This is a genomic window from Devosia sp. Root413D1, assembly GCF_001425235.1.
In the GTDB taxonomy this organism is placed as follows: Bacteria; Pseudomonadota; Alphaproteobacteria; order Rhizobiales; family Devosiaceae; genus Devosia_A.
This window is the reverse complement of sequence record NZ_LMEA01000010.1, coordinates 244,441-257,862: the sequence shown is the minus strand read 5'-3', so window position 1 is coordinate 257,862 and position 13,422 is coordinate 244,441. Positions and strand designations below refer to the sequence as shown.

Below are 13,422 nucleotides of genomic sequence, written 5' to 3'. Positions count from 1 at the left end.
CAAAGCGCTTTCAGGAAAAGTTGCAGACTTTTCCGGTTCGAAAGCGCGTCAAAACAATAACCTAGAGCCCTTCAATTGAAAGGCTCTAGGAAAATCTGCATTTCGTCGAGCGTTGCGGCCTCGCTGGCCGGCTTGTCCCACCTTATCCGGTTGATACGGGGGAAGCGAAGCGCGATGCCGGATTTGTGCCGGCCCGATTGCTGGGCACTGTCGAACGCCACCTCGAACACCAGCTCCTTCGACACCTCGCGCACCGGGCCGAAGCTGGCGACGGTGTTGTTACGCACCCATTTGTCGAGCTGCTTCAGCTCCTCGTCGGTGAAGCCGAAATAGGCTTTGCCGATCGGCACGATCTCGTTGCCCTTCCACACCCCGAATGTGTAGTCCGAGTAGAACGACGAGCGCTTGCCGTGGCCGCGCTGCGCGTACATCAGGATCGCGTCGACCACGTTCGGGTCGCGCTTCCACTTGTACCAAAAACCCTTGGGGCGGCCAGGCAGGTAGGGTGCGGCGCGAAGCTTCACCATCACCCCTTCATGCCCCTGCTCCGCCGCGCCGCGACGTCGGATCTCGGCCAGATCTTCCCAGTCGCGGTAACTCAGCACCGGCGAGAGATCGAGGCGGGTCTGCGGGTTGTTTTGAAACCACGCTTCGAGACGTTGCCGCCGCTCGCTCCACGCGAGGGCGCGAATATCCTCGTTGCCGTCGAACAGCATGTCGTAGACGCGGATGAAACCCGGGTAGTCGGCGAGGTGCTTGGCCGTAGCCACCTTGCGATTGAGCCGCTGCTGCAGGTCGTTGAACGGCAACGGTTCGAAACCCGCCCCGACCAGCAGCTCGCCATCGAGCACGGCGTCGCCGAAGACGCTCTCGGTCACGTCGGGGAAGGCGGCGGCGATATCGTCGCCGGTACGCGAGAACAGCGAGACCCTGCCCTTCGACGCAATCAGCTGCACCCGGATCCCGTCCCATTTCCACTCGGCGACGAAGTCGGCCGGGTCGAGCTTTTCGAGGTCCTTGCCCTCGTCGATCGGGTTACTGAGCATCAGCGGGTGGAAGCGCGCGGTATGATCAATATCCGGCCGCTCGGCCTTGCCGCTGAGCCAGTCGAACAGGTCGGTGTAGGGCACGGTGAGGCCGTTCCACACCTCCTCGATCTCCTGCAGGTCCTTGCCGCTCATTTCGGCCAATGCGGTCTTGGCCAACCGTGCATTGACGCCGATGCGCAGCGCGCCGGTGGCGAACTTCACCAGCGCCCAGCGCTCGTTGATGGAAGCGCGGGTGAGCAGCGAACCGATCAGCCGCGGCAGTTCGGACTTGCTGGTCATGTTGAACAGTTCGACCAGGTCCGAGAGCGAGGGCAGCGGCTCGGTCCCACCATGATGCGGCCAGATCAGCGCGATGGTTTCGCCGAGATCGCCGACATAGTCGTAGCTGAGCGCGAACAGATGCGGGTCGACCTCGGCGAGGACGACATCGCGCAGGATCGCCGGTTTGACGTTCTTGAAGCTCAGCGCGCCGGTGAGGATGGCGAGCGCGAAACCGCGGTCTGGGTCCGGCGTCTCGGCAAAATACTGGGTCAGCGCCTCGAGCTTGCGGTTGCGCGACGGGGTGAGCGCCAGAAGCTCCATCAGTTGAGCAAAGCGCCTCACTCTTCGAGCTCTCCCCGCGCGTCCGGTTCGCCCTCTTCGCCCTCCTCGAACGCCTGGATGTTGAGCGGCTCGGCCTCGAGCCCCTGCTGCCGGCAATGATAGACCAGCGCATCCTCGCGCCCATGCGTCACCCAGACCTTGCCGGCTTTGGTTTCGGCAATGGTCTGGCGCAGCTCGTTCCAGTCGGCATGGTCGGAGATCACCAGCGGCAGCTCGACGCCGGATTGCCGGGCCCGTTGCTTGACGCTCATCCAGCCCGAGGCGACGGCCAGCACCGGATCGGGCAATCGCCGGCTCCAGCGATCCTTGATGGCGGAGGGCGGCGCGATGACGATCTGCCCGGCGAGCTCGGCCTTGCTGGTGCCGAGCGTTGGCTTCAGTTCGCCGAGCAGGATACCGCGGGCGATGTAGAGTTCGCAGAGCCGGATCATCGCCCCGTGCAGGTAGATCGGCGCGTCGTAGCCGGCGTCGCGCAGCAGCGAGATCACGCGCTGTGCCTTGCCCAGCGCGTAGCAGCCGATGACATGAGCGCGATCCGGAAAGGCGGCAGCCGAGCGCAGCAGCCGGCCGATCTCGTCGAGCGGATCGGGGTGCTGGAACACCGGCAGGCCGAACGTCGCCTCGGTGACCAGCAGGTCGCATTCGACCAGCTCGAACGGCTGCGCCGTCCGATCGGGCAGCCGCTTATAGTCGCCGGTGACGACGATGCGCTGGCCCTGGTGCTGCATCAGCACCTGCGCCGAGCCGAGGATGTGGCCGGCCGGCTTCAGCGTGATGGTGACGTCGTCGACCTGCAACGGCGTATCGAACTCGAGTGGCTGGAACTGTTGGGCCGAGTCTTCGCCATAGCGAGCTTTCATGATGGCGATGGTATCGGGCGTCGCCAGCACTGCACCGTGACCCGAGCGGGCGTGATCGGCATGGCCATGGGTGATGATCGCCCGGGCCCGGGGCACCGGGGGATCGATATAGGCGTCGATGGGGCGGACGTAGAGGTCGCGATCGAGGAACGGGGAAGCCATCTGGACTAAAGTACTTCCTCCAATCCGGAACGACGCAGGAAAATCAACGGCGGAACCCTATCCCGGTTGCATTTCACCGAATAGGCTGCGCTGACAATCAACGGAGCCGATAATGGAGAGCCTGCTCGAACTGGCCGCAGCCCAGCCGACGCGCGCATTGGCGCCGGGCGAAATACTGATCGCGCAGGGCCGTGAGGGCGGTGATCTATTTGTGCTCGAAAGCGGACAACTGCTGGTCGAACGCGACGGCGTTACCATCGCCAGCATCTCGTCGCCGAACTCGGTGGTCGGTGAGATGTCGGTGGTGCTCGGTACGCCCAACAGCGCGACGGTGCGGGCCGACGGCAACGCCACCGTCCGCGTCATCATGGATGCCCGCAAGTACCTCGAGCAGGACCAGGCGATGACCTTCCGCCTCGCCTGGCTGATGGCGAGCCGGCTCGATGCCACCTCCGCCTACCTTGTGGAGCTGAGCCGGCAGCATAGCGGCAAGGCCGAGCAGAACATGCTCGGCAAGATCCTCTCCGCCCTGCACCTGCAGGCCGACGACAACACCTACAGGACTATCGCCCGCACCGACATGTTCGGCACTGACGACACCGGCGGGGCGTACAAGGACTGAAGGCCTCGTAGAGGCCGCGATGTCACCAACCCACAGATGTCATCCCAGCGAAAGCTGGGACCCATTCTTCCGCTGGCGCGGGCTGCGAGTTGGGTCCCAGCTTTCGCTGGGATGACATCGAGGGTGGGAGCGAATCTTCCTCCCAAACGAACTACAGAACCTTCGTCACCTTGAGGAAATTCCCGCGCTCGTCGTTGGCCGCCTTGATCGCCTTCTCCGACCCGAGCACCACCACCTGGCCGCTGCGGGCAACCTGATCCAGCGCCTCGCCAAGCGCCTTGAAGTCTCGGCTGGAGGCGCCGAGGATTTCCTCGCGGCGCTTCTGGCGGGCGTCTTCACTGTCGCCGGTGAGTTCCCAGACCAGCGCGGTGAAGCCTTTGGCGTCGGGCAGCCGGTAGGTGTCGACTGAGCCGATGACGCCGATCACCGAGCGCACCAGATCCTGCTCCCCTACCCCGCCTTTGAGGAAGGTCGAGGCCTTGTCGTAGACATCGATGGTGTCGACGAGGTTCGGATCGCGATACGAAGTGAAGGCGAAGGTGCCGGCGAATGGATCGAGCCCGGACGAGCCGCCATAGGCGCCGCCCTGCACCCGCACCTTGTCCCACAGATATGTGGTGTTGAGGTGCTTGATGGCGACTGCGGTGCCGCCGGTGGGCTCGAACCCGAGCGCCTTGAGGTTGGCGCCCTTGGCCACGTAATTGACCTGGCCGGGGAAGGTCAGGCCTTCCGATTGCGGACCGGCGACGAATCCCCAACCTTCAGTCGAGGGGCCAGCACCAGCCGGCAAAGCCGCGATGAACGTCGCCAGTTCCGGCTTCAGCGCCGCGATGGCAAAACTGTCGGCGGTGACGTTGACGATCATCCCGGTACGGCCGATCAGCAGCGTACGGATCTCCTCGAGCGCCGCCTGCACCGCCGGCCAGTTGCCGTCGATCTGTGCCGCCAGATCCTTGAGGAAGAAATAGTGGCTGACGCCGCCGAGCTTCTCGTTGAGCCAGTCGGCCTCGCTGAACCCGGCGCGCACCCGCATCGACACGATGCCGTTGCCCATGCCGGCCAGCGAGCTTTCGAAGCCAGCCTTCGACTCCAGCACCATCTGGCGGATGCGCTCGCGGTTGTCGAGCCGCGCGTCGGTCAGCACGTCGCGCATGATCGACAGCATGTCGCCGACATGATCCGGCGTCGCCTTGCCGCGGACGAACATCCAGGCCGCGGTGCCCACCCCGTCCCGACGGGTCGAGTTCCAGCGGCTGGCGCCGACGCCGCCGGTGGTGCGACCGATGCGCTGGGTCAGAGAGACGAAATCTTCGCTGCCGGTGCCGGTCTGGGTCAGCGCCCGGGTGAACAGCGGCAGGTAGGGCAACAGCCGCCCCGGCAGCGCCGTGAGGTTGAAGCCGAGATCGAGATAGACCACGCCATTGGTCGGCAGGTCGTGGCTGAACAGCGTGACGCCTTCGAGCTCTTCCTTGGCGATCGGGATCGCCTTGTTGGCGCGCGGCAGGTCCTCGAGTGTCAGCGTCGGGATCCTGGCCAGCGCCTCCGGCGCATCGACCTCGTTCTGCAATTCCTTGAGGTGGCGGGTCTGCTCGGCCACCTCAGCGATGCCGGCGGCATCGAGCGACTGCTGCGCCCTGTCGAGCCGCGCCCGCTCCTCGGCGGCTTCCGCTGCCGCCTTGTTGGGGTCGGCGGTGAGCAGCACGGTCGAGCGGTGCTTGTTGTCGAGGATGTGGGTCTTGATCAGCGTCTCGAAGACGCGCTCGCCGGCGGCGAGCCTGGCCTTGATCGCGGCGAGCGGCACCTCGAAGCTCAGCGGCTCCAGCGGGTCGCCGCCATAGAGCCAGGTGCCCATGGCGCGGAACATCAGCGCGATGCCGCGCGGGAACGAACCGGTATTGTTCTCCCTGAGCCCGAACTCGGTGGTGTTCATGGCCGCTTCGATGGTCTTGGGGTCGATCCCCTCGGCGCTGAGCTGCTCGAGCGTCGAGATGATCAGCTGCTCGACCTTATCGCCGGCATCGTCCTCGATGCCCTTGAGCCCGAAGGTGAAATAGGGTTGGCGGATACCATCGGCGAGGCCCGAGCCGGTCAGGCCTTCGCCGAGCCCGGAATCGATCATCGCCTTCCGCAGCGGTGCAGCGGAGGTGCCGACCAGCACGGACTCGAGCACGTTGAGCGACAGTGCCAGTTCAGGGTCGGTGATCTCGTCGAGCATCCAGTTGACCGATACCATGGCGGTCTTCTTGCCGGCCTCGGCTTCGCTCGCGGCATAGGTCTCGTGCAGCGAGCGCGGCGCGCTCCAGCGTGGCTGGATAGCGATTTCGGCCTTGGGGTCGATGCGCTCGAACTGGCTGAAATACTCCTCGAGGATGGCGAGGCGCTGCGCCGGATCGTCATCGCCGTAGAATACGACGCGCGAGTTGGACGGGTGATAGTACTTCGAATGGAAGTTCTTGAAATATTCGTAGGTGAGGTCGGGGATGGCCTTGGGGTCGCCGCCCGAATTCACCCCGTAGGTGGTGTCGGGGTAGAGCGACAGCTGGCTGACCTTGCCCAGCACCGCGGCAGCGGAGGAATAGGCGCCCTTCATCTCGTTGAACACCACACCCTTGTAGACCATCGGCCCCTGGGTGGAATCGAGCTCGTAGTGCCAGCCTTCCTGCCGGAACGTGTCCTCGCTGATCAGCGGGAAGTACACCGCGTCGAGATAGACATCGACCAGGTTGTAGAAATCCTTGAGGTTCTGCGACGCCACCGGATAGGCGGTCTTGTCGGAGAAGGTCATGGCGTTGAGGAAGGTGTGGAGCGAGCCCTTCAGCAGCTCCACGAACGGCTTCTTCACCGGGTACTTGCGGGAACCGCACAGCACCGAATGCTCGAGAATATGTGCGACGCCGGTCGAATCCTCCGGCGGGGTCTTCAGCGTCACGCCGAACACCTTGTTCTCATCGTCATTGATGAGGCTCAGCACCTCCGCCCCGGTCCGCTTGTGCCGATAGAGCTTGGCCAGCGAACTGATCTCCCCGATCTGCTGCTCGCGGACGAGTTCGAAGGCGGGATGTTCGGACATGGGGTACTCAAGGTGGTGGGAGGGTGCGGCTAACTTAGGCAGCGGCGGCACTGGATGGAAGGGGGGCTAGGCGGATGGGGAGGTGGGAGGCTCGCGCAGACACCGGTGTGGGCTGCCCCCACCCCTGTCCCCTCCCCGCAAGGGGGAGGGTGACCAAAACACTGAGGCCGGTGTAGGCGTCTCCCTCCCCCTTGCGGGGAGGGGACAGGGGTGGGGGTCCACAGCCACCGGCACAGCCCCCCTGGCAACGCGTCCTAGATCCGCCCACGGATCTCCGGTCGCACCTTGTCCTGGTACCAGCCCGCCAGTTCCTCGGCCAAAGCCGGTTCCACCGGCTCGCGCTTGGTCGCGTCGACATTGGCGCGCAACTGGTCCGGCCGCGTCACGCCGGCGATGATCGTCGATACTGCCGGCTGGTCGAGGATCCAGCGCAGCGCGAACTGGCTGAGCGGGATACCCGAAGGCACCATCTGCTTGAGCTGTTCGGCAAAGCCGACGCCCTTGTCGAACGGCAGGCCTGAGAAGGTCTCGCCGACGTTGAACTTCTCGCCGTTGGCGTTGAAGTTGCGGTGGTCGCTATCGGCGAACTTGGTGTCCTTGTTCCACTTGCCCGAGAGCAGGCCCGAGGCCAGCGGCAGCCGGACGATGATGCCGACATTGCGCTTGGTGGCAGTCGGGAACACCTCGGTGATATAGTCCTGCCGGAACAGGTTGAAGATGATCTGCAGCGTCGTGCAGCCATCCGACTTCATCGCCAGCAGCGCCTCCTCGACATTCTCGACGCTGGCGCCCCAGTTCCGCATCATCCCGGCATCGCGCAGGTCGTCCATGATGGTGAAGACTTCGCCGTCACGCAGCACGTCGGTGGGGATGGTGTGAAGCTGCGCCAGGTCGAGCGTCTCGACGCCGAGCCGCTTCAGGGAGCCGGCTAGGCTCTCCTTGATGTTCTTCTTGTTGTAGCCGGTCTTGTTGGGGAAGATCTCGCCGTTGCGCCCGAGCTTGGTGGCAACGAACACGCCCTTCTTGTCCTTGAACTCGCCGATCCGCCGCTCCGACTGCCCGCCGCCATAGACGTCGGCGGTATCCCAGAAATTCACCTCGACATTGCGCGCCGTCTTCAGGATTTCAGCCGCGGTCTCGTCGTTGAGCGAACCGAAGCTCTCGCCCAGTTGCCAGGTGCCAAGCCCGATCTCCGAGACCTCGTAGCCGGTCTTGCCGAGTTTGCGCCTGTTCATCCATTCACTCCCCTGTTCACGTACCTCAGATAGCCGGGCCGATAGTGCCCTGCAAAGCGCTTTCGCCTCTCGGCTTCCTCGCCTTTAGGCGGACGACTGTATCGGCGTCAGTGATCACCGACTTGCGGTGGGTGATGGCGATGATGGTGGTGTCGGCGCTGAGCGTGCGCAGCTCCGCCATGATCGCCGCCTCGGTCGCCTCGTCGAGGGCGGAGCTGGCCTCGTCGAGAAACAGGAACTCCGGGCTGTCGTAGAGCGCGCGGGCGATGGCGATGCGCTGCCGCTCGCCACCCGAGAGCTTCAGCCCGCGCTCGCCCACAGTGGTTTCGAAGCCTTCCGGCAGGCCGGTGATGAACTTGTGGATCGAGGCCAGCCGAGTGGCGCGCTCGAGCTTTGCAGCATCGCGCTCGCGGCCGAGGACGATGTTGGCCGCGAGCGTATCGTTGAGCAGCATCACCTCCTGCGGCACCACACCGATCGCCGCATACCAGCTGGCGCGGCCGACGGTGCTGAGATCAGTGCCGTCGACCGTGATCGTCCCCTGCTCCGGCTCCAGCGCTTTCAGCGCCAGCTTGAACAGCGTCGACTTGCCGGCCCCGGTCGGGCCGGTGATGAAGGTCAGCCGTCCGCGCTCGGCGACAAAGCTGACGTCCTCGACCACCGGCGTCTCGCCATAGCGATGGCCGACATGGGCGAACTCCAGCCGGCCCGACCCGACCGCCAGGCGGCCTGCAGCGTCCTGGTCCTCCGGTTCAGCCCACATCCGGGCGAACGGCAGAAAGCCGGAATAGGCGCGCACGATATCGTCGATGGCCGAGCCGATCATCTCGAACGGCTGGTTGAGCTGGATCATCAGCGTATTGATCAGCACGATATCGCCGACGCTGAGCTGGCCGGCCTCGTAGCGCGGAATGAGCAGCAGGAAGGTCACCGCCAGTTGCACCGCCAGCGCCGCGCCAAAGCCGAAGGCATAGCTCAGGTGCCGGACGGTCCATTGCCGCCAGGCGCCGCGCACTTCGCCGGCTTTCCGCGCGAAATTATCGCCGATCCACTTGTCGCCGTTGAAATAGCGCAGCGTTTCCATGGCGTTGATGGCGTTGCCGACAAAGGCTGCATTCTCCTGGTCGGCCTCGATGGCCTTATCGAGAAACGGCCGCGTCCAGCGGTTGGCGAAATAGGTGAAGGTGATGAAGGCCGCGCCATAAACGAGGACGATGGCGACGATCTCGAGATTGATCACTGCTCCCAAGACGCCGACGCCGAGCACGATGCCGAGCAGCGCCGGCAGGAAGACGATGATCCCCAGCTGCACGAAGATGAACAGCGAACGCTCGCCCTCGGAGCGCGCCTTCTGGATCTCCACCGGATTGTGCTCGATGAAGAACGCCACCCGCTTGTTGAGGATGCGCTCGAAAAAGCTGGTGCCGACGATGAAGTTGAGCCCCTGCGCCACGCCCCAGGCCATGTATTGCGTGGCCTGCGACACCGCGCTCGAAGCGCCGCGCAGGATCGCATAGACGACGAACGCCATGACGATGCCCGCGGGCACCAGGTTGGCATTCAGCTGGTCGATCAACCGGGAAAACAGGTATGGCGTTGCCACCTGGCCGAGCGCCGCGAGCAGCACCATCAGCGTGATGCCGCCCAGCGCCAACCGGGATTCCCGCCAGAACCGGCCGTAGATGGCGCGCACCGGCGCCGCTATCAGTGCCCACTCGCCCGCCATCAGCCCCTCCCCGCTCGCCCGGCGGAGATAGGGTTCGATCATGGAGATCACAAGGCGGTGGAAGGGTTTGGCTGGAGCCTGCGAGGGATGATGGAGGGCACGGGGTTTCCCAACACACCAGGTGTCATCCCAGCGAAAGCTGGGACCCATCCATCAGCTGGCGCAGGGGGCGAGTTGGGTCCCAGCTTTCGCTGGGATGACAGTCGGTGGGTGGGGTCTAGGATCGGGCCCAACCACCGGCCGGTGCAGGCCCTATCGGCGGACGCGCCTAATGCCGTTCCTTCGTGGTCAGGAACTGCACCTTGGGGTAATCCCGCTCGGCGCGGCCGAGCCACCAGGTGGATTGGGCGAGATAGACCGGGTCGCCATACTTGTCCTCGGCCATCTCCAGCTTGTTGGTGGAGATGAAGCGGGCGAGCTCGGCCTTGTCCTCGGAGACGATCCAGCGCGCCAGCTCGAAGTTGATCGACTCGAAGCTGATCGGCACGTTGTATTCGGAGTTGATGCGGCTCTGCAGCACTTCGAGCTGCAGCTGCCCCACCACGCCGACGATGTAGTCGGCGCCGACCATGCGGCGGAAGATCTGCGCCACCCCCTCTTCGGCGAGATCGCTCAGCGCCTTGGCCAGTTGCTTGGCCTTCATCGGATCAGTGAGGCGGACGCGACGGATGATTTCCGGCGCGAAGTTCGGGATGCCCGTTACCTTGATGTTGGCGCCCTCGGTGAGGGTGTCGCCGACGCTCAGCGCGCCATGGTTGGGGATGCCGACGATATCGCCGGCCACCGCTTCCTCGGCCAGTTCGCGATCGTGTCCGAAAAAGAACATCGGGTTCGATACCGCCATGTCCTTGCCGGTGCGCACGTTCTTCAGCCGCATGCCGCGCTTGAACGTGCCCGAGCTCAGTCGCACGAAGGCAATACGGTCGCGGTGGTTGGCGTCCATGTTGGCCTGCACCTTGAACACGAAGCCCGAAACCTTGGGATCGTCAGGCTCGATCGGCTTGGGTTCGGCCGGCTGCGGCCGCGGCTCGGGCGCCCAGGCGCCAAGCGCCGCCAGCATCTCGGGCACCGAAACCGACTTCAGCGCCGAACCGAAGATCACCGGCGTCAGGTGGCCGGCGAGGTAGATCTCATGATCGAAGGCCGGAAAGCCGGCGCGGGCCAGCTCGAGATTCTCGAGGCTGGCCATGATCACCGGATCCGTGGCGAACTCGTTGTCGCGCGCGAGCTCCTCGACATTGGTGAAGGTCTTCCAGACCTCGCCATTCGGCCGCTTCACCACGCCAGCCGTGAGATCGACAATGCCCTTGAAGTCGACGCCACCACCCAGCGGCCAGACCACCGGCGAGACGTCGAGCGCCAGGGTCGAGGCGATCTCGTCGAGAATCTCCACCGGATCCTTGCCTTCGCGGTCGACCTTGTTGGCAAAGGTGATGATCGGGATGTCGCGCAGCCGGCAGACCTCGAACAGCTTCAACGTCTGCGCTTCGATGCCCTTGGCGACGTCGATCACCATGATGGCGGCGTCGACCGCGGTGAGGGTGCGGTAGGTATCCTCGGAGAAGTCTGAGTGACCGGGGGTATCGAGCAGGTTGAAGGTCAGCCCCAGGTGCTCGAAGGTCATCACCGAGGAGGTGATCGAGATGCCGCGCTGCCGCTCGATCTCCATCCAGTCCGAGCGAGTGGCGCGCTGGTTGGCGCGGTGCCGCACCTGCCCCGCCTGCTGAATGGCGCCCGACGAGGCCAGCAGCTTTTCGGTCAGCGTAGTCTTGCCGGCGTCCGGGTGCGAGATGATCGCGAAAGTCCGGCGCGACTGGTAGGGCAGCAGGTTTGCGGCAGGCGCCGTGGCGGTCAGGGCGTTCATCGACGGGCTCGAAGTTCGGAAGGCCGCTACATAGTCGGGTTGTGCCCCGAATGCAAAAAGAGAACGGCCGCCCCGAAGGGCGGCCGTTCAGAATTCTGCCGATACGCGAGGCTTAGAACTTGAAGTTCAGGCCAACGGTGACGGCGTGCGAGGTCAGGCCGAACTCGCCCGGGTACTCGGCGGTGCCGTAGTCCGAGTAACGATACAGCAGGTCGACCGAGATGTTGTCGGCCACGGCGAACTCGACGCCGGCGCCGGCGGTCCAGCCGACATGGGTCTCGTTCACGCCACCGATCTCGCCACCGGCAACCGCCAGACCAGCGGTCAGGTACGGCAGGAACGAGCCGGCATCGAAGCCGAGACGGCCACGCAGCGAAGCGGTCCAGTCAACGGCGAGCGGGTTGCCGTCGTTCTCGGCGTTGGTCCAGGCAACGTCGCCCACCACGCCAAGCACGATGCCATCGGCGACGGTGAAGTTGGCGCCGAGGTTCACGCCGGCCAGCCAGCCGCTGATATCCCACTCGGTACCGACGGTGTTCTCGAAGGTGCCGCCGAGGCCGCCGACAAACGCACCGACATAGAGGCCGTCCCAGTTGCCGCTGGCAACTTCGACCACGCCAGCTGCGGGCTCGTCGATGATCAGGTCAGCCGCCTGGGCGCCCGACACGAGAGCAAGACCGGCAACACCGGAAAGCAGAGCAATTACAAAGCGATTCATCTGAGTCTCCTAGAAGTCCGGAGGCGGATACCTCCAAATCTCGATCAAGGCGATAGGAATTAGGAGTTCGTCCCCACGGAAGACGCACGGGTGTCACCTTGCCGCCACACATGCGGCATCGGAACCTATTGGCGCACAATAAGAAAGGGCCGCACGAAGCGGCCCTTTCCGAAGCGATATGCCGGTGCGGCTTAGAACTTGAAGTTCACACCCGCCGTGACGGCATGGGTGCTGATATCCAGTTCCGGATTGGTCGGCAGGTCGTAGGTGGCGGTGCCATAGTCCGAGTAGCGGTACTGCAGATCGAGCGAGATCTGGTCGGCAACGGCAACTTCGACACCCGCGCCGGCGGTCCAGCCGAAGTGCATCTGGGTGCTGTCGGTCGGGCCGTTGCTGGCGGTTGCGCCGGCAAAGGCAAGACCCGCGGTCAGGTAGGGCATGAACGCACCGGCGTCGAAACCGGCCTTGCCGCGGAGCGAACCAGTCCAGTTGATGTCGACGTCCTGCGACGGCGCCTCGAAGCCACCGATGCCGGCCCAGGCGATATCGCCGGCGGCGCCGAGCACGAAGCCCTGGGCGACGGTGAAGTTCGCACCGAGGGTAGCACCAGCGGTCCAGCCCGACAGGTCCATGTCATTGCCAAGGATGAACAGGCCCGAATCGTCATTGGCCGAACCCCAGCCATAACCGACGAAGCCCCCGATATAGGCGCCATCCCAGGCGCCGCTGCTGCCCATGTCGACAAAGCCCGGCATGGACGGCTGCTGGACCAAGAGGTCAGCGGCCGAGGCAGCCGAAGCCATGGACAGCACGGCAACGCCCGCCAGCAGAGAGAGAGAAAAACGGTTCATGATGTGCCTCCAAGGTACACGAAGGGAACGGATTACGTGCCCGCATGAATCGACTCCAAGTTGCAAACAATTCCTTTACGCCGCGGTAACCGTCAGGACTTGGTTAACGAATGGTTTGAGCGGAGCCCCGACTGCACCCATCGTGGAACGCGCAGTTGGGACTCCCTCTCCCGCTTGCGGGGGAGGGGGAGACCACGCGAAAGCGTGGTGGGAGGGAGGTGCCCCACGCACTGAATGTGGGCGGACTTGGCGCAGGACAGAGTTTGTGGCCCCCCTCCCACCAGCCTTTCGGCTGGTCCCCCCTCCCCCTCAAGCGCAGGGCTATCGCATTTGGGGCGCTGACAGTAGTTGGATGGCCTTCTCCCCTTGTGGGAGAAGGCAAGAGGCGCCCAGCGCCGTCATATGCGATAGCCCTGCCCGCAAGCGGGAGAGCAAGGGAGTCCCGACTGCGCCTTTCGGGGCTTAAACATCTGCGAGGCCGAGTCCCGCCCGAGATAGCTCTGGACCTGCCCCTGCCCACCACGGCGCGATGGCTGATGGGTAAAAAGAAAGGGCCGCCCTGAGGCGACCCTTTCCGATTTCGTGGCTTTCGAAGCAATCATTGCCCTCAAGACACGACAGAAGTCGCGCCGAGGGCGTGGTGCCTTCGATTAGGCCAGAGG

Annotated in this window: 9 protein-coding genes; 1 reads left to right on the top strand and 8 read right to left on the bottom strand. The window is 64.5% G+C overall.

The window, feature by feature from the left end; translation table 11 throughout:
• Positions 1-71: 71 nt before the first annotated feature.
• The gene (locus tag ASC89_RS15915) at positions 72-1,652 is read right to left on the bottom strand and encodes a cisplatin damage response ATP-dependent DNA ligase (protein ID WP_055999513.1); all 1,581 of its coding nucleotides are present in this window, start codon (positions 1,650-1,652) and stop codon (positions 72-74) included.
• Positions 1,649-2,674 (bottom strand): ligase-associated DNA damage response exonuclease, encoded by a 1,026-nt coding sequence (locus tag ASC89_RS15910; RefSeq protein ID WP_055999510.1) that lies wholly within the window; start codon positions 2,672-2,674, stop codon positions 1,649-1,651. Before ASC89_RS15910 ends, ASC89_RS15915 begins: the two co-directional genes overlap by 4 nt.
• A 112-nt stretch (positions 2,675-2,786) precedes the next feature.
• Between ASC89_RS15910 and ASC89_RS15905 the strand changes: the two genes are divergently transcribed.
• Complete coding sequence (locus ASC89_RS15905; protein ID WP_055882988.1) at positions 2,787-3,296, top strand: Crp/Fnr family transcriptional regulator; 510 nt, start codon at positions 2,787-2,789, stop codon at positions 3,294-3,296.
• Positions 3,297-3,447: 151 nt separating this feature from the next.
• On the opposite strand, the gene ASC89_RS15900 is transcribed toward ASC89_RS15905, so the two are convergent.
• From ASC89_RS15900 to ASC89_RS15875, 6 genes are all read right to left on the bottom strand, one after another.
• On the bottom strand, positions 3,448-6,366 hold the full coding sequence (locus tag ASC89_RS15900; RefSeq protein ID WP_055999507.1) for an insulinase family protein: 2,919 nt from the start codon (positions 6,364-6,366) through the stop codon (positions 3,448-3,450).
• Between the two features lie 254 nt (positions 6,367-6,620).
• Positions 6,621-7,601 (bottom strand): aldo/keto reductase, encoded by a 981-nt coding sequence (locus ASC89_RS15895; protein WP_055999504.1) that lies wholly within the window; start codon positions 7,599-7,601, stop codon positions 6,621-6,623.
• Positions 7,602-7,626: 25 nt separating this feature from the next.
• Positions 7,627-9,369 carry an ABC transporter ATP-binding protein gene (locus ASC89_RS15890; protein ID WP_162247950.1) on the bottom strand — a complete coding sequence of 581 codons (1,743 nt, stop codon included), beginning with the start codon at positions 9,367-9,369 and terminating at the stop codon, positions 7,627-7,629.
• A gap of 226 nt (positions 9,370-9,595) precedes the next feature.
• Entirely contained in the window at positions 9,596-11,191 is a 1,596-nt protein-coding gene (locus tag ASC89_RS15885; protein ID WP_055999498.1) for a peptide chain release factor 3, read from the bottom strand.
• 112 nt (positions 11,192-11,303) lie between these two features.
• Positions 11,304-11,909: an outer membrane protein gene (locus tag ASC89_RS15880; RefSeq protein WP_055999495.1), complete on the bottom strand. Its 606-nt coding sequence runs from the start codon at positions 11,907-11,909 to the stop codon at positions 11,304-11,306.
• 191 nt (positions 11,910-12,100) lie between these two features.
• Complete coding sequence (locus ASC89_RS15875) at positions 12,101-12,760, bottom strand: outer membrane protein (protein WP_055999492.1); 660 nt, start codon at positions 12,758-12,760, stop codon at positions 12,101-12,103.
• Positions 12,761-13,422: the final 662 nt, after the last annotated feature.